The following is a 22,579-nucleotide window of genomic DNA, read 5'->3' as shown; positions in this document are numbered from 1 at the left end:
TTTCCCTACACACTAGTTAAATAAACATTAACACATTGAAGACCATTTTTCCCCTGTGCCAGTTGATACTTAACTTTTTGCCCGACTTGAAGACGGCGATAGCCCTCTTCTTTAATAGCCGTATAAAAAACAAAATATGATTTGTGATTTTGATCATCTTCAATAAAACCAAAGCTACTATTTTGATCAAATTGTTTTACTGTACCTAGGCGCATTATTCTTCTAAACCTTCTTGTATTAGTTCTGGATAATCATTTTTAACAATTTTGGCACAACGACCACAAATTATGCTCAATTCCTTATCTGCCCCGATATCTGTTCTAATCATGCGACATCTTGGACACACTTCGCCTTCTGCATGTTCAACTACAAAGGAACCATTTGGCAACTTAAAAGCTTCTGCTGGAGCTGCGCTATCAGTGATTACTAATTTAGAAAGAATTAGAATTTGTCTAAAATCTGCATCTAATTTATCAAGAACCGCTTTAGTTTCTCTAGTTGGATAAATAGTCACTGCCGCTTCAAATGATTTTCCAATCAGTTTGCTATTTCTAGCTTCTTCTAAAGCCTTCAAAACATCATCACGTAAATTCATGAAGATGCCCCAATTGTTAAGTAATTCTGCCCGATTATCATATTGCTCTATCTTAGGCATATCGGTTAATTGAATATGGTCTTCTTTTTCCTTTGTGAACGACCAAATTTCTTCCATAGTATGCGGTAGAATTGGGGTTAATAATTTAGCTAATTTAACAGTTGCATCATAAATAACTGTTTGCATCGAGCGTCTAGCATGACTATCCTTGCCCTCAATATATAAAACATCTTTTGCAAAATCTAAGTAAAAGGCCGATAAGTCGTTAGAAATAAAGGCAAAAATATGTTTATAAACTGTATTAAAATCATACTTGTTGTAACTAGCAAGACAATCTTGGACTAAGTCGTTTAAACGAACTTCAATATATTGGTCAATTGAATTCAAATCTTCATATGCAACTTTATTAGTATGTGGATCAAAATCGCTAGTATTAGCCAATAGATACCGGAAAGTATTACGTATTTTTCGATAACTTTCAGCTGTTTGACTTAAAATTGACTGAGAAACGGCAACATCAGAAGTAGCATCAACAGAAGCTACCCATAAGCGTATAATTTCGGCCCCCATTTTCTTAATGATATCACTTGGAGCAATAACATTACCCAGTGATTTAGACATCTTATGTCCTTGATCATCTAACACAAAACCTTGTGACAAGATACTACGATAAGGTGCTTTTTCAGTAGTTGCTACTGCAGTAATCAAACTTGAGTTAAACCAACCGCGGTATTGATCACTTCCTTCAAGATATAAATCAGCTGGAAAATGTAAGTTTGTTCTTTGGGCTAAAACAGCTCTATGCGAAGACCCTGAATCAAACCAAACATCTAATATATCTGTTTCTTTTCTAAATTCACCATTAGGTGAATGTTCAGAAGTGAAACCTGCAGGTAACAATTCCTTAACACTACGCTTATACCAGGCGTTGGACCCTTCTTTACTAAATATCTCAGCAATATGATTAATGGTTTCTGGTGTAACAATTGGCGTATCATCTTCAGCATAAAAAATTGGTAGTGGTACTCCCCAAGCGCGTTGCCGTGAAATTACCCAATCTCCGCGATCTTTAATCATATTATGCAAACGTAACTTACCCCATGATGGCATGAAATTAATCTGATCAATTTGAGCAAGAATTTGCTCGCGGCACTTATCAATTGAAGCAAACCATTGAGTAGTTGCTCGGTAAATTACTGGTTTTTTGGTACGCCAGTCATGAGGATAAGAGTGCGTAAAGTAGCTCAATTTTAACAAATTGCCTGACTTTTTTAATTTATCACTAACTAATTTATTAGCATCAGCATAGAATACGCCAACTAAATCTGCATCGGGTACTTCTTCAGTAAAACATCCTTTATTATCCATTGGACTAAAGACTGGTAAGCCATACTTTTGTGCAACATTATAATCATCTTCACCAAAGCCTGATGCAGTATGAACCAGTCCTGTACCATCTTCTGCGGTTACATGCATTGCATTCATCAGCAAAACATCTTGACCATATAATGGATGAGTAGCTAGCATTCGATCCATTTCTGAACCCTTTAAATGTTGCACAACTTGATAATCATGCCAACCTAGTGCTTCAGCCACAGACTCCAGTCGATCTGTCCCAATGACATAACGCTTATCGTTAACCTCTACAACTGAATAATCAAAAGCTGGGTTAACCGTAATTCCTTGATTAGCTGGAATTGTCCATGGTGTTGTTGTCCAGATTAAAAAGTAAGTATCAGTTGTATTTAAGATTCCCTTACCATCTTTAACTGGGAAAGAAATATAAATTGACGGTGATTCTACATCATGATATTCAACTTCTGCTTCAGCTAAAGTTGATTCACTGGAAGGTGACCAATAAACTGGTTTTTTACCCTTATAGATATAACCCTTCTGATACATTTCCCCAAACAAGCGAATCTCTTCAGCTTCATACTCAGGTTGCAAAGTAATGTAGGGATGGTTCCAATCAGCTAGAATACCTAATCGTTTAAAATCAGCCATCTGTTTTTTTACTTCTTTTTTGGCAAATTCTTCACAAAGCTGACGGTATTCAGCCCGACCTAGCTTTTCCCTTTTAATTCCCTTTTTTGCAAGTTGTTGTTCAATTGGTAACCCATGCGTATCCCAACCCGGAACAAAGGGAGCATAATATCCATTCATGTTCTTAAAGCGAACAATAATGTCTTTAGAAATTTTATTCAAAGCATGACCCATGTGAATATTCCCGTTAGCAAAAGGAGGACCATCATGTAAATCAAAACTTGGCTTACCTTCGTTCAATTTAAGCCGTTGTTCATATAGCTTATCATCATCCCACTCTTGTTCCCATTGTGCTTCGCGAACAGGTAAATTGCCTCTCATTTTAAACTTAGTCTTACCTAGGTTAAGTGTATCTTTGACCTTCATTTCATATTCCTTTCTGTTAAAAAAACCTCGTCCTAAATTAGGGCGAGGTTTCATTCGTGGTACCACCTAAATTGAGCTTATTCAGCTCCACTTAAATTTTGCGTATCGTGCAAATCACGTAATAAACAAATTAGACAGCTGATTAACCTCTAAGCTTTTGTATTAGCCTTACACCATCGCTAATTCGCTGAATTTGCTTTTCGATTTTACTGTCAGTTTATTAGTTATTATCCTTATTATTATCGGAAAAAACAATATCCTTGTCTCTAGCATGCTTCATGCTGGTTGAATCTACAGCTTTAAATGAAATATTCGGACTATCGCCTTCAATTAGCTGCGAACTATGATGCGAATCATCAATATTCTCCTCAAAGTTTACTTCAATCCCTGCTTCATTGTCAACCTCATCGTCTTCATCAATCTCTTCATCTGCATCAGTTAAAGTTAAAGGTTCTGAACCATCTGGTGGATAAAAACGCTCAGTTGAAAAATAATGATCAAGTGCTTTTTGCCATTTTTCATCCGCTAAGTTTGCAATCGCCTTTTGTAAAAGCTCTTGAATGTAATTACGATAACCAGCTACTTCTTTTTTAACTCGTTCATAATCGAATTTAATAGTTTCAAGTTGTTGGCGTTGATAATCTGTATCAATTAGAGCTTGGGCAGCTTTATTGTCAGCTACAATTGTTGCATCTGTAATGATCTTTTGTGCTTTTTCTTTAGCTTCAGTAATTATAGCTTGCTTTTTACTTTCAATTGCATGATATTCTGCAACTTGTTTTTTAAATTTATCGGCTTGTCCTTGTAATTGCACTATCTCATTTTTCAAGTCAGCAATCTGATCAAGTGCATCTCCATAATCATTAACAATGCGATCTAAAAAGCTATCAACTTCATGGCGATCGTAGCCACTAAGTCCTCGCTTTTTAAATTCTTGTTTATGGATATCCATTGGAGTTAATGGTTCTATTTGTATTTTTTTGCTTGCCAAAGTTTCAGCACCACCTTATATTTACCTTTTTTAGTTTGCCCAATATCAGTAATCTGCAGACGCCCAAATTTCCTTAAACTAAGAACGTCATCTCTTTGTAACATAAGATTAATTTCGGTAACTGTAAACCAGTTTAGCTTAACTAATTTGGCCGAAACAGCAGCTTTTATTTGTGACCGACTAAGCTTACTAATTGCTGATAAAAGCGCATCTAATCTTAAAGAAGCGACAATTACACTTGCCATCTCACTGTCATCGGCTGGAACTAATACCCTGGTCTGTGGTAGCTGCTTTATACTGACTTTTGTTTTACCAATATACTGCAACTCACTTTTGAAAAAGGGAAGTAACTTGTTATCTACCATAAACTGCCAATTCCCATGGTTATCGGTAATAATGTCACCAAAAGTTTCAGTTTTTATGCCTGAATTAGCTAAACTACCAAGAATCATACTATGATTTAATTGAACAAATTTTTTAGGATAAACAATCTGACAAATACTTATTTGAAAAGCATCTAATGAATAACTTGCACCTTCAGACAAAAGAACACGCTTTTTTTCAGCAGCAGGATAGCCACCAAATTCTTGGAAAGAAATATCGCTACCAACCAGAATTTTTAAAACTGCCCTTTGCCCTGGATTTAGAAATTCTGACAAGACTGGTTGATTACTATAAAGAGCTTTTTTATAGTAATGAAGTAGTTTATCCACAAGTTTACTACTTTCAGTTTCCCCTAAAATTCCTTCTACATAGTGTTTTCGCTGATTAATATTTTCTAAAGTCAAATTATTTCACCGAGAATCCATATTTTTAAAATTTGCTAGCAAACATAGTAGGTATAATTATAACATAACTAACAAATAAAATTGTTATCAAATAAAAAACATTAAACTAAAAAAGTTCAATGCTTTATTGTTTGTTTTAAACTACATATTCTTAGTTGCAGAATACTTGAAAAAGACTAACCGAATAACTTTAATAATATATTTAATAGCCAATTAATCACATAACTTTGAATAAAGTATAATACTAAGACGCCAACTAAAAATGAAATATCAATTCCCGTTGTATTAGATAAACTTTCAATCGGACCTTTTCTAAAAAGATTGACATATGGATCAATTAAACGATTAAGAATTCTAGCGACTGCTGATTCATGTAGTCCTGGTATCCAACTTATGATTGCATCAATTACCATTAAAATACTATAAAGATAAATAAGATAGTCAAGAATACTGATAAGATTATAAATCATTACTGTCATCATTCTAAGTTATCTTTTTTATCAACTAATTCACTAATCTTGCCATCAGTGACAAATCTTGGTGGGGTTGCTAAAAAAATCTTATCTCCTACTCGTTGTATCTTACCATTTAAGGCATAGACCGTCCCCGTAATAAAATCTACAATTCTTTTAGCCGAAGCATCTTCCATTCGACTAAAATTAATAATTACGGCCTTATTATCTAACAAATTTTGTGCTACTTCTTTAGCATCAGAATATACTCGTGGCTCGTATAATACTATCTTACTTTTTTTGTGACCGCTTGCGCTAGAATTAATTGAGACAACATTATCATGGTAAACACCATTTGATGCACTATTATCATCAGGTCTTAATGTGTCTTCATATTCTTCATCATCTTGAATTTCATCATCGATATCAGTTACACCGAAAAATTTACCTAATTTGCTGAATGACATTTTTTACCTCCTATTAGTTTTCACCACGATGTCTAAAAAATGGGATATCATCAGTGTCATCGTCAAATGCACTTGTTTCAATTTGAGAAATACTATTCGGTTCATCATCAAATGAGTCTTCTCGGTTATTTTCTTCAATCGATGGTGTTACACGAGTTGATGTCTGCTCATCACTATTCAACCCCCATACACTAGTAGGGTCAACCATTACCTTATGCTTGGGTGCTGGTTGAACAGTAGGTTGATCCAATGAAGGGTCTGAATTCGTATTTTGCAAATTTTCATCAATAACCGTTTTTTCTTGACTATGATTATTGACCTTTGCTTTAGCTTGAACTTGATGACTACGGCCAGGAAGCTGCTTGGAAGCTTCTTCTTCAGCTTGAGAGCTAATTCCTGTAGCAATTACTGTTACTACTACTTCATCACCTAAGTTTGGATTGATTGAAGTACCAAAAATAATATTGACATCATCTCCAGCAGCTTTTGACACTATTTCTGAAGCATCCTGCGCTTCAAACAAAGTCAAATCTGGACCACCTGTAATATTAAGTAAAACTTGCTTTGCTCCATCAATGGAGACCTCAAGTAATGGTGAAGAAATGGCAAGCTTAGTAGCTTCGACTGTTCGATTTTCACCATTTGCACGACCTATTCCCATTAAGGCAGCGCCTTGATTAGCCATAACTGTCTTTACGTCGGCAAAATCTAAATTGACATAGTCAGTTGAGGTAATTAAATCAGATATACCTTGTACGCCTTGTTTTAATACATTATCTGCTTCTTTAAAGGCATCCATCATCGGTGTCTTCTTGTCAACCATTTCTAGTAACCGATTATTAGCAATGATTACTAGTGTATCAACGTACTGCTTTAATTGCGCAATTCCTTCTGTTGCATTTTTGGATCTCTTGGGACCCTCGAAAGTAAAAGGACGGGTAACAACGCCGACAGTTAAAGCTCCTGTTTCACGCGCAATTTTAGCTACTACAGGTGCGGCACCAGTTCCAGTTCCACCACCCATCCCAGCAGTAATGAAAATCATGTCTGCACCTTTAAGTGAATCTTCAATCGTCTGTTCACTTTCTTCAGCAGCCTTTTGTCCAACTTCTGGGTGTGATCCAGCACCTAAGCCTCTAGTTAACTTTGGCCCTAATTGAATTTTATTATCTGCTTTATTGCTATTAAGAGCTTGAACATCAGTATTGGCCGCAACAAAAGACACACCTTGTACGCCGTCATCGATCATTCGATTAACAGCATTACCACCAGCACCTCCAACACCAATTACTTTGATGACAGCATTTTTATTGTCGTCTGAATCGAATGTAAAATCCATCTAAATTAACCACCTTTAATCAAAGAACTTTTTAAAGAAATTCCTTATGCCTTTTTCATTGTTATGCATATTATTTTTCAGTTTGCTTTGCGAGTCTGTCTCTCGCTTAGACAGCTCACGTCTATTATATTCTTCTTTTACTTTTGTTTCATTAGCAGAAGTCGGTCTTTTTGATTTTTTTATTACCATTTTTTCATTTTGATCAAGTATATCATTTCCATATATTGAACTAGTAATCAAAAAATCAATATCTGACATTTTATATGCATAATTGACAATCCCGAAAGCTACAGAGTATACCGGATTACGCATCCCAATTTGATCCGGATAGTAAACACGTGCCTTAACATTCATTGCATTTGCAATAATTTCAGCATATCCCTGAAGTAAACTACTCCCACCGGTAATGATTACACCACCAGGTAATTTTAATGCATCATGTTGAGCCAAACCCTTTTTTATTCGGCCAATTATTTGCATTACGCGGGCATTAATTATTTTACTTAAGTAAACTTCGTCTACCATTTGTTGTCCATTTGAGCCAACACTATTAACAGCAAACTCATTTTTAACAGAAGCTAAAGCCGGATTAGCATAGCCGTAATCAAGCTTAATTTGATTTGCATCTTTCTTTGAAGTACTAAGGACTACAGAAATATCATCACTAATGTCACTGCCACCTTCATAGTCAACATTGGCATAGACAATTTGATTATTACGAATAACTGTTGCTGTAGTAACTCCACCACCTAAGTCAAGAATAATTGAGCCAAATTTTCGTTCGCTTTCTTGTAAAGCGACACTAGCGATTGCTAACGGGGTGGGAACAAAGAAATTATTTTGATAACCGGCTCTTTCAATTGCCTTCTTAATATTATGAAGTGGACTGGTTGGCGCAGTCAAGACAATTCCTTGTACTGCTAATGAATGAGCAATCATTTTTCGGGGATCATCAACAACATCTGTTCCATCTATGACAAAATGATTAGGAAAAAAAGCAATTGGTTCACGATCACTTTTTACACCAGATTTAATTGCAATGCTGATAACGCGCTTAACATCACTGTTGCCAACTTCTTGACCACTGTCACTCACATTAATTAAATCACTTGCTTTTTCTAACTGCAACATTCCAACTGGTATTCCAGTTACCACGCGATAAATGTGAGCGTTGGTCTTAGTAGCAATTTCTTTTAAAGCTTGTTTAATTGCGCTGGCTGTTTCATCAATATCTACTATATTACCATGCCGCATGCCCTTATTATTGACAGCAACTGCACCTATGACCTTACCTGCATCAGCAACAACAGCTTTTACTGCAGTAGTACCTATATCTAATCCCACTAAAAGATTTGTATCGTCCAAAAATTAAACCCCCCGTCGATGTTCTTTTAAAATTTTAACATAAAAGAAACATAAAATCAGCTTATGTTAAGCCATATATTCGCTTTTCATTTGCTGTAAGTGGGCGACTGAAAGCGCCCACTTCTAAATCTATTAAACTATTTTTTCCAACTTTATTTCTTATTTCATTATAATACTTTAATTTGCTTTTGAGTGTTGAAATATCGCCAATAACTACATTCCCATCTTTCATGACGAAAATCACCTGTGATTTACGACGCGTATTACCACTTAATAATTTTATTTGGCTTTGAAAACTATTTGGTAGACTATTAAATAATTTTAAATTATCTTCGAGTGAAACTTCGTGGTTATAATCAATAAAGACTGGCTTATTGTGGCTCACTCTATTCCAAGGAAGTAACTGTGATCCCAGTTTACCATTTGACAATATTTTACAATACCCTTTTTCTCTCTTTATATACCCAATAGTTTTAAATTCATTTATCTCCAACTGCAAGTGATTAAAATGCTCAACATATATATTGATAAATTTTATTTCATTATACTTATTAACTAACTTATGATTAATTTCTTTTTGCCTTAATAAACAATCGATTACCTTATCACTGCCTTTAATTGCGGAAGTGTTCACAATTTCCTTAATGGGAAGACTACTCTCACCTGTTACTGTGATACTGTTAACATTAGCCAACGGAGATATATAATAACCTAAGCCCAATAAGACTATTATCGAAACAATAATAATCAAACCCATTCGTTTGAATAGGGCCGACCTACGTTCACTATGCAACTTAGAAAGAGAAGCAGAGATTTTTACTTGATTGTTTCTCTTATTTTGATTAGATTGATAGTTTAAATATCGAGATAATTTTTCTTCAGGATCAATCTTTGTCACCTTTTTTTTAGTCAACAGTTTCACCTATTATTACTTAATAATCTCTTCCATAACTTTAATTATCTGATCTGAAGCATTCGGAACCCCTAATCGCTTAGAAGCAATACTCATTGCGTCAGCATATTTACTATCCAGTAAAATATGGTCAATTGACGAAATAAAATTGTTAGGATTCAAATCATTTTCGGCAATTACAGTAGCTGCACCTGCTTTTTCAAGATCAAGTGCATTTTTCATTTGATGATTATGTGTAACATTAGGACTAGGAATCAAAATTGCTGGGACACCTAAAGCAGTAAATTCAGCAATACTGGTTGCTCCAGAACGAGAAACAACGCAAGTCATCTTAGGTAACAAGGCTGGCATATCTTTTACATAAGATAAAATAGTAATATTATCATATTGAATACCAGCTAATTTATTTTTGATTTCTTCATAATAATACATTCCAGTAACCCAAATGATTTTATATGGCTTTTGGTTAAGTTTTTTTAGTGATTGCAGCATGATTTTATTAATTGTCAATGCCCCACGTGAACCACCAAAAACTAACACTGTGGGTATTTTAGAATCATATTTACTTATACTATTATTTGTGCTTGCAGACAATAATCTTAATACTTGTTGTGATCGGGGATTCCCTGTTTTTATAAGTTTTTTCTTTTCACTAAACTGTTTAGCTGCATCATCAAATGTGTAACAAATTTTATCAACAAAATGACCTAAAAATTTATTAGCAACGCCAACTACTGAATTTGATTCATGAATCATAGTGGGAATTCCCATCTTAGCAGCAGAGTATACAATTGCTCCGCTTACATAACCACCTGTGCCAACTACTACATCAGGTTTAAATTCACTGATAATTTTTTTGGCATTTTTAGTTGCTTTAATAAACTTTTTAATAGTTGTAAAATTATTCAATAAGTGCTTACGACTAAAGCCCTGAATTTCTAATGTTTTAAAGTTAACCCCAGCTGCTGGAACTATATTTGCCTCTAATCCTTTTTCAGTACCTACAAATAAAATTTCATCATCCGTTGCCAAATTTCTTTCTTTTAAGCGTTCAATAATCGCCATAATTGGGTAAATATGGCCACCAGTTCCACCACCAGTAAATATAACTCTCATTTATTTTTCTTCAATTCCTTAATAAATTTAATAAAATAGTTTCCACGATCTTCAAAATTTTTAAATTGATCCCAAGAAGCACAAGCAGGCGAAAATAATAAAACATCTCCCGGAAGAGTTAAGTCATATGCTTTGGGTATAGCTTCTTGAAGCGTACTAGTAATTACAATTTCCCTAATATCTGCTTTTCTTGCTGCATCTGCTAATAAATACCTTGTTTCACCATAAAGGACAACAGCTCTAACGTATTTTTTTAATAAAGGAATCAATGAATCGAAATTAAATCCACGATCAAGTCCACCAGCAATCAAAACTTCAGGGGAATCAAAAGCGGGAATTGCAACAGAAGCAGCTTCAATATTAGTCGACTTTGAATCGTTGTAAATTCTACGCTCATTTAGTGTCATTACATATTGTAAACGATGTTTAGCACCTGTAAAGGTGGACAAGACTGCGCGAATGTCATCACTTCCAGCTCCCATCAAATGAGAAATGGCACTGGCAACCAGAGCATTTTGCTGGTTATGTATGCCTGGCAGTTTCATATCACTAGCTTTTATAAGCTTTTCTTTTTTAGTTTGTAAATAACCATCAGCAATAAAATAATCAGCTTCTTGATTGTTTTCAGAAAAAGTTTGGATTTGAGCTTGAGTTGTTTTTCTTTCTTCATTGAGAATATTAGGCTGGTCAAGATTAGCCAAAAAATAATGATTAGCTGTTTGCGTTCTAGTTACATTTAATTTTGCATCGACGTAGTTATTAAATGTTTTATGATAATCAAGGTGCACATTGTGATAAATATCAATAATTGCCGCTACTTCTGGATTGATATCAGTTACACCTAATAACTGAAAGCTTGACATTTCTACTATTAATAAATCTTGACTAGTAGCTTTCATTACTACTTCAGAAATAGGAGTACCAATATTGCCAACTGCGTAAGCGTGATGACCTAACTTAGTCATATGATGTTCCATAATTTCTTGCGTAAGCATAACAGTTGTAGTTTTACCATTTGAACCGGTTACACATACGTAAGGTGCTTCACTGACACTTAAAGCAATTTCTGGTTCAGTAATAATGGGCAGACCTATTTCCTGTGCCTTTTTTACCATTGGGTTTTCATAGGGGATGCCTGGGTTCTTAACAAAATAATCAAAGTGTTCTTGACTCAATAATTCAACTGGATGTTTACCACCGATTACACGTACACCCTGTTGCACTAATTTTTGAGCATATTCATTTTTAGCTAAATCTGCCTGATCATTCAAAGTTAGCTTTGCACCAAGTTTAAGTAGCAATCTACTCACTGCAAAACCACTTTTTCCTAAACCTAAAACTAATATATTTTTATTTGCATACTTTGCAACTTTTTTCATGACACTATCCCCAAATTAATAAATATAGAATACTTCCGATTAAGCCAACCGTCCAAAACAAAAAGTCAACTTTCCACTCAGAAAATCCAATCATTTCAAAGTGATGATGAATAGGTGTCATTTTAAAAATTCGTTTGCCTGTAGTTTGATAAGAAATTACTTGCATAATGACACTAGCGGTTTCACAAACAAAGACAATACCAATTAGCAAGAGTGACCAAGGATGATGTAAAAATACACTTACAGCTGCAAGACCGCCTCCTAGTGCCAACGAACCTGCATCCCCCATAAAAATCTTTGCTGGTTTATGATTAAAAATAAAAAATGAGATTAACCCACCGATTATGCTCATACAAAAAATTAAAATAGAAAAATTCTTTTGCTTTAAAGCAATATAAGCATAGGTCGCATAGGCAATAATTGACAATCCAGTTGCTAAACCATCAAGTCCATCAGATAAATTGACAGCGTTTGAAAAGCCAACTAGCCAGAAAATAACAAAGGCAGTAAATACAACAACACTACTAATAGTTCCGATTAGTGGTAAGAAAAGTGCAAACTTAAAATTATCTTTCATTGCAATGCAGATAATCGCAATAGCAATAAAAATTTGAAAAACAAATTTTTGCCAAGCTTTCAATCCTAAATTGCGCTTATAAAATAATTTAATACCATCATCTAAAAAGCCGATAATTCCATACCCTAGCAGGCTGATTAGCAAAATATATACCAAATTATTCATTTTATTTTGCCATATCGAAACCCAAATAGTTGTAATAGTGGCTGCAATTACAAAAACAACACCGCCCATTGTGGGAGTACCAGATTTTTTTTGGTGCCACTTTGGACCTTCATCACGAATTTTTTGTCCTTCATGATGTGACGACATAAAAATAATCATCCACGGAAGAAAAATTCCGGTCAATACTAGTGAACTAACTAATGCGATAATGCTAATAATCAGCATAAATGCTACTCCTTTAATTTTACTTTAATTTTGCTTGATGGATCTATTACAGTATCTGGGGCAATGTTTTGCTTATAAACTATTCCAGACCCACTAATATTTATTTTGTTCGTAATCAATCTTGATAATTGATATAGATCATCCCTTTCCCAGCCCTTCAAATTAGGCATCTTAACATTACCTTCTGTCAGTACCATTAAATTGCTACCAGATACTCGTTGAGTTCCTTGTGAAAGAGCTTGTTTTGCTATTTTATTTTCTGTTCCTAAGATAATCAAATTAACGCCAGTTTGACGAGCTTTTGTCTTTGCCTCAGCAACAGTTAAATTTTGTAGATCAGGAATTTTTATTTTTATTGATTTGTCCACACTATTTTTTGACATTAAAATAACACGGTTCATCATTGGTTTAAATATCGAGGCCAATATAACTTCTGCGGGCTTGGACATTCGCTGTGGCTGTTTCATTGTGATATAAATACAATAGCGCGGATGCTTTGCTGGCGTAACACCAACAACTGAGAAGATATAGTTATTGCTTCCCTTTAGATAGCCACCACCTTTTAGTCTTGCTATTTGTGCTGTACCTGTTTTTGCTGCAATACTTTCTTTATTGATGTGGTAAATAGATCCTGTACCAATTTTTTTATTTAATACGCGTTTCATATTGGACAAAACTACTTGAGCGGTTTCTTTTGAATAAATTGGTTCACCCACATTTTTAACTTGATAACCATCTATTACTTTACCAGCAGAGTTGGTCGTTTTTTCAATAAACTGTGGTTTAACCATTTGTCCATCATTGGCTAAACTACTAAATGCTTGCATCATCTGCATTACATTGACATTAACTCCTTGCCCAAAACTAGTAACAGCTTGATCGATTGGAGATTGAAAAGTTATAAATCCAGGCTGTTCGCCAGGTAAAGTGACATTAGTTTTTTTACCAATCCGAAATTTTTCCAAATAATTACGCCACGTCTTAGCTCCCATCTGTTGCTCAATATGAACAAATCCTGTATTACTAGAACGTGGAAATGCCTGTGAGTAGGGTATACTACCCCATCCTTGTGTTTGCCAATCATGGATAACTGATCCTGAAACGGTCACTGCGCCTGAATTGTAATACTGATTAGGATGATAATTGTGACTATTGACTGCAGCAGCTAGTGTCAACACTTTGAACACTGAGCCTGGCTCGAATGTATCTTGTACTAAAATATTACGATAAGAATGTGAAATTCCCTTTTTCGTTTGCGGGTTAAACGTCGGACGTTGCGAAGCTGCTAAAACTTTACCAGTTTTCATATCTTCTATCACTGCGGTCATCGATACAGGTTGATAATTTCTTTGGACATAGGATAAACGATTTTCCAAATAATTTTGTAATTGAGAATCAATTGTCAAATAAAGATTTTTACCATCAACAGGTGCCTTATATGTTTGAACACTATTAGGTATCTGATAATTAGCCGCATCAACTGAAGAAATTTGATATCCATCTTTTCCAGATAAAACATCATCAAACCACGCTTCAAGCCCCATTGTTCCAACCAAAGATTCTGACTTGGTCTTTTTGTCATATTTTGGAGTGGCAATTCCGATAATATGAGAAGCAAAATTTCCATTTAAATATAAGCGCGATTGCGTTTCAAAAAATTTAATACCAGGCAATTTCATCTGCTCAATTTCATCTTTTTGTTTCTTAGTTAAGCCAATACCGGCCGAGCCAAATTGAACTTGAAAAGCAGCATGCTTAGGTGAAAGATAATGTAGAATTTGCTTAGTCGACAAAGGAAGGACTTTTGCCAACTTTTGAGCAGTTTTTGTCTTATTAATCACGTATTCAGGCTTATTTTTATAATTGATTGAAGATTTATCTAAAATAGCGTAAATCGTATATAAGTGTGAGTCTTGAGCAACCGCTAAACCGTTACAATCATAGATAGTTCCTCTAGTTGCTTTTAAAATTTGATTACGCTTATATAATTGCTCTGTTTTTTGCGTTAAATCCTGGCTATTAACAGTTTTAGAGATACCTATATATAAAAATCTGCCTGTAAATACAAGAAAAACCAAAGCTACAGCCAGCTGAAAAAATCTGCCAACTATGATACGGTACCCGTGAGCTTTGGAATTGGGATTGTTTTTTTTATTGTCTTGTTCATTCATTAGTGTATAGTCCTAATGTTTTTATCAATTAAAATTAGTCCTTGGCTACGCGCAATTCGATTTATTCGCGAGCTTGAGGTTAGTTCTCCGAGTTCTTGATGTAAGTCACTAACCTCACTTTTTCCCCTATCAACTGATCGTTGAATACTAGTTAATTCATGTTGTGCTGAAGTTACAGTAATACTGGCAGATACAAGAATTGTCATCATACTAATCGTAATTATAGTTCCTAAAAACAATATTATTTTTTCAAACCCACTCCAAGGGACGTACTGCTGCGTAATAGATTGGTGTTGTTGCTGTTTGGATTCAAGTTCTTCTTTGGGATCATATTCTATTTCCCTTGCTAAATTATCAGCCATTGTTATTTCCCTTTATTATAGTTTTTCCGCAATTCGCAACTTGGCACTGTGTGAGCGGTTATTATTTTTTAGCTCTTCAGAAGAAGCAGTTATTGGTTTGCGATTTACCAATTTAAGGATAGGTTTAATACTATCTGGAATCATTGGCATTCCACGCGGCACTTCAACTTCCGAATACTTTTTAAAGATATTTTTTACAATTTTGTCTTCATCAGACTGAAAAGTAATTACACTAATTCGACCACCTGGCTTAAGTAATTCTATTGCTTCTCCAAGTGATTTTTCTAATACTTCGAGTTCATGATTTACGGCAACTCGTAAAGCCTGAAAGGTCTTTTTAGCTGGATGCCCCCCAGTTCTTCTGGCAAATGCTGGAATTGCCGCCTTAATAATCTCAACCAATTCAAAAGTTGTTTCGATTGGCTTTTTTTGTCTATTCTCTATAATCTTTTTAGCAATTTGCCGTGAATATTTTTCATCACCAAATTTATACAGAATATCCGCTAATTCTTTTTGACTTGAAGTATTTATTAACTGGTAAGCATCCAGACTTTGGCTCTGATCCATTCTCATATCAAGTCGAGCATCAAATCTATACGAAAAGCCACGTCCCGCCTGATCAAATTGGGGTGAAGAAACTCCTAAATCATAATAAATGCCATCTATACCAGTTGCATAGCCTAACTGATTCATTTCTGATTTTAAATGACTAAAATTGTTATGTATTAGCTTTAGTTGTGGCTTACTACTAGATTTTAGTACATTGGCAAAATTAGCTTTTGCCATTTGAATCGCATACTCATCCTGATCAAAACCAACTAGTGTACCATTGCTTAACTTACTTAATAAATATTCTGCATGTCCGCCACCACCAAATGTTGCGTCTACATACAGACCATCATTCTTCAGTTTTAAATTATCAATTGTTTCGTGTAAAAGTACACTGGTGTGTTTAAATTCCATAATTATTTATAGTTCAATATCATCGAAATCTTCAGCAATGTCATCATAATTTTCATTAGCCTGCATACTAAATTCATCCCAACGTTCTTTTGACCAAATTTCTATTCGATCAGAAACGCCAATAATTACACATTCTTTAATCAAGGATGCATGTTTCTTTAAAGTTGTGGTCAGATTCACACGTCCTTGCTTATCGAATTCGCACTCCATTGCACCAGAATAAAATAGTCGCGTAAAACTACGAGCATTCCTTTTAGTCAATGGAAGGTGAGCTAATTTTGCTTCCATAACTGACCACTCTTCTGTGGTATAACCAAAAATGCAACCTTCCATGCCGCGAGTGAAAATCATTTTATCACCAATTTGATTACGCAAACGAGCAGGTATTATTAACCGACCTTTGCTATCAAGATTATGGTGATATTCACCCATGAACATGACTTAGCCCCCTTCCAAAGAATAATTTACCACAATTCACCACTTCCTACCACTTTTTAGTTACAAAACATTAAATATTTATATTTTCTTTTAAAAAATAACAGAAGACCGAAATTATTTAAAATTTTCGGTCTTCTTAAAATACATTAAATTAGCATAAACATTAGGCCAATATACCAAAAAATTGTATTAACAGTTAAATAATCCCAAATTTCACGCATTATTTTATCTGGTGCTATATTCTTATTTTTTATTGCCTCAGCAATTGTCAAAATAATAACTAAAATGAAAAAAAAGAAAAAACCATAAGGTAAAAATTCTGGTTTACTTTGCTTCAATGAAATTAAATGACAAGCATAGATAAGAAAGAAGGGTAAGATATCATATCCACGAAATTTAGCTCTTGGAAATAGTTTATTTAAAATAACAGCACAAACTAAACCTAGTAAGGGTAATCCAAATATCAAAAACATACTTTAGCCTCCTCAGTACTAAATCATATTTTAGCTTAACAACTGTTTGAAAAAAACTAATAAGTAGCATAAAATATTGTTCATGCAGGAGGTTAATCATGTCACGCAAACGTAAACAAAAAAAATCAGGTTTTCAAAAACTTACAATTGTTATGGCTTGGCTTATGGCAATTTTTACATTAGCTGCTATTGCAATGCCAATAGTTAGTGCATCAGGAATTTTTGAATAAAAAAAGTGGGAAGAGTTCCCACTTTTTTTATTATTGATAATTATTCAAATTAACCAAAAACGGATACTTAATTGCTAAACTACCCCAGATTTTGTATGTAAGACAAGCGAATAAAAATGACCACCCAATCGTTGTGGGCAAGCTCCATAATAAATCTAAAACAGAAACATTTATTACCCCAGTAATTTTTAAAATTAGCCAACTATAAGCATTTACACCAACTACAGCAATAATTATTATTAGCATTCTTGCCCAAAAAACTTCTGGCAAAAAACGAGCTACTTTTTGTAAAAGCCAACATGTTGTAGGTAAAGCAACGGCATAAATTCCAATAATACCGTAAAAATAAATGTCGCTGATTATTCCAGCTCCCAGTGCAAGCCAAATTTCATTTTTATTTGTATCGTCAAATAAAGCAATCAGCATTATTCCTATTGGTAATAACAAATTAGTGCTTGAACCACGCGAAAAAAAATCGTGTAAATAAAGGGCTAAACTGGCATTAATAACTAAAGCAATATAGAGTGCAATCGCTAACACAAATCTCTGCAGAGAACGCATTAATCAGTCACCTTTCTTTTAATTACCGAAACCACTGTTGGATCATTTAATTCCCCAGCTGGTCTCAGTTTAAGTAAGTCAGATAATCCAAAAGAATCATGTGTCGTTGCGGCAATCGTACCAATTAATAATCCTTTAGGTGAATTGCCACCCATACCACTGGTATATACTTTAGTCCCGCGCTTTAACTTCTTCCCATCAACGGCTTGAGTAAAGGCTAAGCTTTTAGTTCCAATAACAGTAATAATACCATGCACTTTTTTGCCATTTACTGCTTTTGCTTCAACAGCAAATCGATTAGCCGACTTATCTGAGGTAGTGATTAGTTCTACTTTAGCACTAGCTGCACTAACTTCTACGATTCGTCCAATAACTCCTCCACCAGACATAACCGCCATATTTTTTTTCAAGCCAGAAGTTGTTCCTTTGTTTATGATAAGCAAATCGCTCCAACTATCTGGTGAGCGAGCAATGACTGAGGCCTCAATCGTATCAAAATCCGTCAATGATTCTTTCAGTTTCAGTGCTGATTTTAATTGCTTATTTTCAGTTTCAAGGCTAGAATTACGCGCTTCTGTCTGCTGCAATTCTGTTACTCGGCTCTTTAAATAATTATTTTCGTCTTGTGTTTGCAAAAGATTGTGCACATTACTTAATGTTCCCGAAATTAGACTTATTGGATAATCAATCAACCTTGTACCAACTGCCACTGCATCATTTCCAAAACTTTGAATAACTAGCGGCGTACTTCTTTTATTACGTAAACTAACACTAGCGCCGAGAATCGAAAAAATAATAATAATTACAATACATACTGATAATAGTTTTTTATTTTGTAGAAACTTTTTCATCTGGAATTGATCCCTTAAAAAAAGCCGGCAAAAAGAGCCGACTTTATATATTATTTGCGACTTCTACGCATTATTTCAATATTTTTAAGTGATTCTCCAGTACCGATTGCAACACAATCAAGTGGATCTTGTGCAATAAATACAGGTACTTTAGTTGCTTCTGAAATCACATCAGGTAAATTCTTCAGCAACGCTCCTCCACCAGTTAAAACGATTCCATGATCAATTACATCTGCAGCAATTTCTGGAGAAGTTTGCTCAAGTGTCTCTTTAATAGCAACAATAATATCTTGCACAACATCTTGAATTGCTTTTGCAACATCAACTGCTTTTACATCAACCGACTTTGGTAAACCAGTAACTAGGTCACGCCCCCGAATATTAATTGAATCGATAGTTTCCGCCTTTTCAACTGAAGCAGAACCAATTTGAATTTTAATATCTTCAGCAGTACGTTCCCCAATTAATAAATTAAAGTTGGAATGTACATAATTTATAATTGCGGCATTAAATTTATCGCCAGCTTGACGAATAGAAGTTGATGAAACAATTCCACCAAGTGAAATTGTTGCAACATCCGTTGTTCCACCACCAATATCAACTACCATTGAACCTGTTGGATCCATTACAGGTAGTCCTGCTCCAATTGCAGCGGCAAATGGTTCTTCAATTACAAAAGCTTCACGAGCCCCGGCCACGCGAGCAGCATCGATAACTGCTCTTTTTTCAACTTCTGTAACCCCTGATGGTACACAAATCATTGCTGAAGGCTTCGCATTACCAACTGTCTTTTCAATGAAGTACTTCAACATTGCGGCAGTTGTATCATAATCAGCAATTACTCCATCCTTCATTGGCCGAATTGCGACAATACTTGCAGGTGTTCTACCAATCATTTCTTTAGCTTCTGAACCAACTGCGATCACTTTATTGGTCTGAGTATTCTTTGCTACTACTGAAGGTTCTCTAAGTACAATACCTTTACCTTCCATATAAACAAGAGTATTGGCTGTACCCAAGTCGATGCCAATGTTTTTTGCTCCTAATCCAAACACGAAAATCTCTCCTTAATTACTGCAGTCTCTAAATCTTGGTTAATTATAGCATAAAGTGAAACAGAAAAAAGATTTGTAGAATAAGTTTAAGATGAATTTAAAACAATTGATGCTCCTGCATGCTGAAATATTGCCCCTTACCTACAATAAAGTGATCTAAAAAATCAATGTGCATCATTTCGGCACAACTCTGTAAACTTTTAGTTAATTCGATATCACTCTTAGATGGCATCAAGTTGCCACTTGGATGATTATGAACGACTATGAAGCCCGCACAAGCATAAATAACTGCCCACCGAAAAATTTCTCTTGGATGTGCAACCGACTTATCTAGCGTCCCAATAAATAATTGCTTTTCAGCAACAATATGGTTGCTGTTGTCAATATAAATTGCCCATAATTGTTCTTGTTTATGTCCTGCTAATTTGTCCGTTAAATACATCCCAACCTCATTACTTGAGGTCAAGACTGCTTCACGATCAGGAACTGCAAAGCGTAGACGCTCAAGTAAATTCTCACAAATAATAGAAATATTCTGATCACATTCATCATTTGAAATGAATTTTAGTAACTCATTAAAATTAGTAATATGTAGTTGTTTCAATTTCAATGAGAGCTCTTCAAAGCGAGTAATTCCTTGTTCTGTTAATTGATCAAAAAGACTATTCATTATTTCAAAATCTGTATTAATTAAATAGTGCTTAGATTTAATAATTTCCATATAAATCATCCCTTTCACTATTTAATACGCAAAAAAACTAAATTTTAGCTAAAAAGTCTTTAAAACTTGATCTAATAAACGTAGCTATTTTTAGATCTTCCTTTGTCGCCGGTACTAAGTCAGGAATCATTATACACTTAATGCCAGCATTGACTGCTGCTTGTAATCCAGAAGATGAATCTTCAAAAGCTAATAGGTTCTTTTTCGGTAAAGCCATTTTTTCAGCAGCTAAAAGATAAATATCTGGTGCCGGTTTGGGATTGACTCGGTTATTTTTAACATCTGCGGCATTTAAATGAAAATAAAAATAGTTACGGGTGCCAGTTACCCATAAGTTATGTTCAACAACTTGTTCAGTATTACTTGTGACAATTGCCATCGGTATTTTGCACTTTTGCAAATAGTCAAGAGTTGCTTGCACACCAGGTTGTAACTTTAATTTCCCTTCGTCTGTCCATTGCCACACTAAATCATCTGTTTGCTGAATAAATTCCCTTTTCTGCTGATCATTTTGGAAATAATTTTTATAAAAATCAGCCATACTGGTGGCTGACGCACCAACTAGTTGTAAATAAAGATCAGCTGGCATCTTAAGACCAGCTTTGCGCGCCGCTTGGATATTTGCTTGCCAATATAATTCTTCCGAATTAACTAATAAGCCATCCATATCAAAAAGAACGCCTTCTATTTCATTATTTATGCCTTTTATTTTCATACTTTTGCTCCCATTGCAAAATATTGCCAACCAAATAAAACGAACCTGTTACTAGTAGTATATCATTAGGCTGACTTTTTTGACGTAGCTGTTCAAAGGCAATTTGCCAATCTGCTTCGTATGGATACTTATTTTTAATTTGCTGCGGGAAATCATCCTTGTTAGCAGCCCTAGGATAATCAATAGTGGTTATATGAACCTCATCATTTTCTTCAAATAAAGAAAAAATTGGAGTAAGATCTTTATCTCGCATTAACATTATGAGAATACGCACTTTACCTTGACGTCTTTGTTGTTGCTGGTGAACAAAATGCAATAAATTTTGCATTGCCTGAATATTATGCGCCCCATCAAGCACAACTAAGGGATTATTTTGAATAATTTGGTAGCGTCCAGGGATAACCGTTTGATCAAGAGCTAGTTCAATTTGATTATCGGCTAGTGGAATCTGCAAAAGGCTAAAAGCTTTAATTGCAACTGCTAAATCATAGCATTCAACTAATGGTCTGGGCGATAGCGTTACTTGCCTTTTTTGATCAGTATACACTGCCGCTGTAGCAAGATTTACATCAAAATCAACGCCCAGCTGATATAAAGGAGCTGCTTCAACTAAAGCCTTTTGCTTAATAAGCGGTAATACTTCATTAGGAACATTACCTAAAATAACTGGTCGCTGGTGCTTAATTATGCCACTTTTTTCACGTGCAATATCTTGAATTGTTGGTCCAATTAAAGCTTCATGGTCAAGCCCAACCGTCGTAATTATACTAACTTCCGGTACAATTACATTGGTTTTATCATGCTGACCACCAATACCAACTTCAATTACGGCATAATCACATTTAGCTTGAGCAAAATAAATAAAAGCCAGTACCACTTCATATTCAAATGTAACTAATGAAAAAGACGCATTATCTTGGCGCAGTTGTGCCAAAACTTGTTCGACCCTGTTTGCAATTCTAAGTAATTCAGATTCACTAATATACTGACCATTAATCTGAATTCGTTCACCAAATTCAAAAACATAGGGCGAAACAAAAAGGCCAGTCTTTTGACCGGCTTTTTGTAACAAGTTGCTCAAGTAATACGAAGTTGATCCCTTGCCATTAGTACCTGTAACATGGATTGTTTTAACTTGATTTTGCGGGTTACCTAGTAAATTAAGAACCTGCTTGATGTAAGTCAAATCAGCTTTTTCATGCGTTTTTGGCAAGGCATATAAATAAGTTAAAAAGGCTTGAGAATTGTTAAAAATCAC

The 22,579-nt window shown here is 34.8% G+C and carries 24 protein-coding genes; 1 reads left to right on the top strand and 23 read right to left on the bottom strand.

Features of this window, described 5'->3' with window-relative positions:
* Positions 1 to 5: 5 nt before the first annotated feature.
* From F5ESL0233_RS03220 to F5ESL0233_RS03140, 17 genes are all read right to left on the bottom strand, one after another.
* Positions 6 to 215 (bottom strand): cold-shock protein, encoded by a 210-nt coding sequence (locus F5ESL0233_RS03220; RefSeq protein ID WP_090091777.1) that lies wholly within the window; start codon positions 213 to 215, stop codon positions 6 to 8.
* Positions 215 to 3,004: an isoleucine--tRNA ligase gene (ileS, locus tag F5ESL0233_RS03215; RefSeq protein WP_122059239.1), complete on the bottom strand. Its 2,790-nt coding sequence runs from the start codon at positions 3,002 to 3,004 to the stop codon at positions 215 to 217. Before ileS ends, F5ESL0233_RS03220 begins: the two co-directional genes overlap by 1 nt.
* Before the next feature lie 220 nt (positions 3,005 to 3,224).
* On the bottom strand, positions 3,225 to 3,995 hold the full coding sequence (locus tag F5ESL0233_RS03210; protein WP_122058714.1) for a DivIVA domain-containing protein: 771 nt from the start codon (positions 3,993 to 3,995) through the stop codon (positions 3,225 to 3,227).
* Positions 3,971 to 4,783, bottom strand: a complete 813-nt coding sequence (locus tag F5ESL0233_RS03205) for an RNA-binding protein (RefSeq protein ID WP_233554959.1) — start codon at positions 4,781 to 4,783, stop codon at positions 3,971 to 3,973. Before F5ESL0233_RS03205 ends, F5ESL0233_RS03210 begins: the two co-directional genes overlap by 25 nt.
* 176 nt (positions 4,784 to 4,959) lie before the next feature.
* Positions 4,960 to 5,265 (bottom strand): YggT family protein, encoded by a 306-nt coding sequence (locus F5ESL0233_RS03200; protein WP_090091773.1) that lies wholly within the window; start codon positions 5,263 to 5,265, stop codon positions 4,960 to 4,962.
* On the bottom strand, positions 5,262 to 5,702 hold the full coding sequence (locus F5ESL0233_RS03195) for a cell division protein SepF (RefSeq protein WP_090091771.1): 441 nt from the start codon (positions 5,700 to 5,702) through the stop codon (positions 5,262 to 5,264). Before F5ESL0233_RS03195 ends, F5ESL0233_RS03200 begins: the two co-directional genes overlap by 4 nt.
* 13 nt (positions 5,703 to 5,715) lie before the next feature.
* A complete protein-coding gene (gene ftsZ, locus F5ESL0233_RS03190) occupies positions 5,716 to 7,041 on the bottom strand; it encodes a cell division protein FtsZ (RefSeq protein ID WP_090091769.1) in 1,326 nt (441 codons plus the stop codon).
* A gap of 15 nt (positions 7,042 to 7,056) precedes the next feature.
* Entirely contained in the window at positions 7,057 to 8,406 is a 1,350-nt protein-coding gene (ftsA, locus tag F5ESL0233_RS03185; RefSeq protein ID WP_122058712.1) for a cell division protein FtsA, read from the bottom strand.
* A gap of 61 nt (positions 8,407 to 8,467) precedes the next feature.
* Complete coding sequence (locus F5ESL0233_RS03180; RefSeq protein ID WP_090091765.1) at positions 8,468 to 9,319, bottom strand: cell division protein FtsQ/DivIB; 852 nt, start codon at positions 9,317 to 9,319, stop codon at positions 8,468 to 8,470.
* Positions 9,320 to 9,334: 15 nt separating this feature from the next.
* Complete coding sequence (gene murG / locus F5ESL0233_RS03175) at positions 9,335 to 10,435, bottom strand: undecaprenyldiphospho-muramoylpentapeptide beta-N-acetylglucosaminyltransferase (RefSeq protein ID WP_090091764.1); 1,101 nt, start codon at positions 10,433 to 10,435, stop codon at positions 9,335 to 9,337.
* Positions 10,432 to 11,814, bottom strand: coding sequence for a UDP-N-acetylmuramoyl-L-alanine--D-glutamate ligase (murD, locus tag F5ESL0233_RS03170; protein ID WP_122058711.1), 1,383 nt, complete (start codon positions 11,812 to 11,814; stop codon positions 10,432 to 10,434). The genes murG and murD overlap by 4 nt, the downstream gene beginning before the upstream one ends.
* 4 nt (positions 11,815 to 11,818) lie before the next feature.
* A complete protein-coding gene (gene mraY / locus F5ESL0233_RS03165; protein WP_122058709.1) occupies positions 11,819 to 12,781 on the bottom strand; it encodes a phospho-N-acetylmuramoyl-pentapeptide-transferase in 963 nt (320 codons plus the stop codon).
* Between the two features lie 5 nt (positions 12,782 to 12,786).
* Complete coding sequence (locus tag F5ESL0233_RS03160) at positions 12,787 to 14,952, bottom strand: penicillin-binding transpeptidase domain-containing protein (RefSeq protein WP_122058708.1); 2,166 nt, start codon at positions 14,950 to 14,952, stop codon at positions 12,787 to 12,789.
* Entirely contained in the window at positions 14,952 to 15,314 is a 363-nt protein-coding gene (gene ftsL, locus F5ESL0233_RS03155; protein ID WP_122058706.1) for a cell division protein FtsL, read from the bottom strand. The genes F5ESL0233_RS03160 and ftsL overlap by 1 nt, the downstream gene beginning before the upstream one ends.
* 15 nt (positions 15,315 to 15,329) lie before the next feature.
* On the bottom strand, positions 15,330 to 16,277 hold the full coding sequence (gene rsmH / locus F5ESL0233_RS03150) for a 16S rRNA (cytosine(1402)-N(4))-methyltransferase RsmH (RefSeq protein ID WP_122058704.1): 948 nt from the start codon (positions 16,275 to 16,277) through the stop codon (positions 15,330 to 15,332).
* A gap of 6 nt (positions 16,278 to 16,283) precedes the next feature.
* Positions 16,284 to 16,715, bottom strand: coding sequence for a division/cell wall cluster transcriptional repressor MraZ (mraZ, locus tag F5ESL0233_RS03145; protein WP_122058702.1), 432 nt, complete (start codon positions 16,713 to 16,715; stop codon positions 16,284 to 16,286).
* A 146-nt stretch (positions 16,716 to 16,861) separates the two neighbouring features.
* On the bottom strand, positions 16,862 to 17,188 hold the full coding sequence (locus F5ESL0233_RS03140; RefSeq protein ID WP_122058701.1) for a DUF3397 domain-containing protein: 327 nt from the start codon (positions 17,186 to 17,188) through the stop codon (positions 16,862 to 16,864).
* 98 nt (positions 17,189 to 17,286) lie between these two features.
* On the opposite strand from F5ESL0233_RS03140, the gene F5ESL0233_RS03135 reads away from it, so the two are divergent.
* A complete protein-coding gene (locus F5ESL0233_RS03135; RefSeq protein ID WP_090091749.1) occupies positions 17,287 to 17,418 on the top strand; it encodes a DUF4044 domain-containing protein in 132 nt (43 codons plus the stop codon).
* 30 nt (positions 17,419 to 17,448) lie between these two features.
* Here F5ESL0233_RS03135 and mreD read toward each other — a convergent pair whose 3' ends face one another.
* From mreD to F5ESL0233_RS03105, 6 genes are all read right to left on the bottom strand, one after another.
* Positions 17,449 to 17,979 (bottom strand): rod shape-determining protein MreD, encoded by a 531-nt coding sequence (gene mreD, locus F5ESL0233_RS03130; protein WP_122058699.1) that lies wholly within the window; start codon positions 17,977 to 17,979, stop codon positions 17,449 to 17,451.
* Entirely contained in the window at positions 17,979 to 18,830 is an 852-nt protein-coding gene (gene mreC, locus F5ESL0233_RS03125) for a rod shape-determining protein MreC (RefSeq protein ID WP_122058697.1), read from the bottom strand. The genes mreD and mreC overlap by 1 nt, the downstream gene beginning before the upstream one ends.
* A gap of 50 nt (positions 18,831 to 18,880) precedes the next feature.
* Positions 18,881 to 19,885: a rod shape-determining protein gene (locus F5ESL0233_RS03120; RefSeq protein ID WP_090091743.1), complete on the bottom strand. Its 1,005-nt coding sequence runs from the start codon at positions 19,883 to 19,885 to the stop codon at positions 18,881 to 18,883.
* A gap of 97 nt (positions 19,886 to 19,982) precedes the next feature.
* Positions 19,983 to 20,606, bottom strand: a complete 624-nt coding sequence (locus F5ESL0233_RS03115) for a RadC family protein (protein ID WP_090091741.1) — start codon at positions 20,604 to 20,606, stop codon at positions 19,983 to 19,985.
* Between the two features lie 37 nt (positions 20,607 to 20,643).
* A complete protein-coding gene (locus tag F5ESL0233_RS03110; protein ID WP_122058695.1) occupies positions 20,644 to 21,321 on the bottom strand; it encodes an HAD family phosphatase in 678 nt (225 codons plus the stop codon).
* Positions 21,299 to 22,579, bottom strand: coding sequence for a folylpolyglutamate synthase/dihydrofolate synthase family protein (locus F5ESL0233_RS03105; RefSeq protein ID WP_122058694.1), 1,281 nt, complete (start codon positions 22,577 to 22,579; stop codon positions 21,299 to 21,301). Before F5ESL0233_RS03105 ends, F5ESL0233_RS03110 begins: the two co-directional genes overlap by 23 nt.

Source organism: Lactobacillus sp. ESL0233, from assembly GCF_003692995.1.
In the GTDB taxonomy this organism is placed as follows: Bacteria; Bacillota; Bacilli; order Lactobacillales; family Lactobacillaceae; genus Lactobacillus; species Lactobacillus bombicola.
Note: the sequence above shows the minus strand (reverse complement) of the source record. Positions and strands in the feature narration are given on the sequence as shown.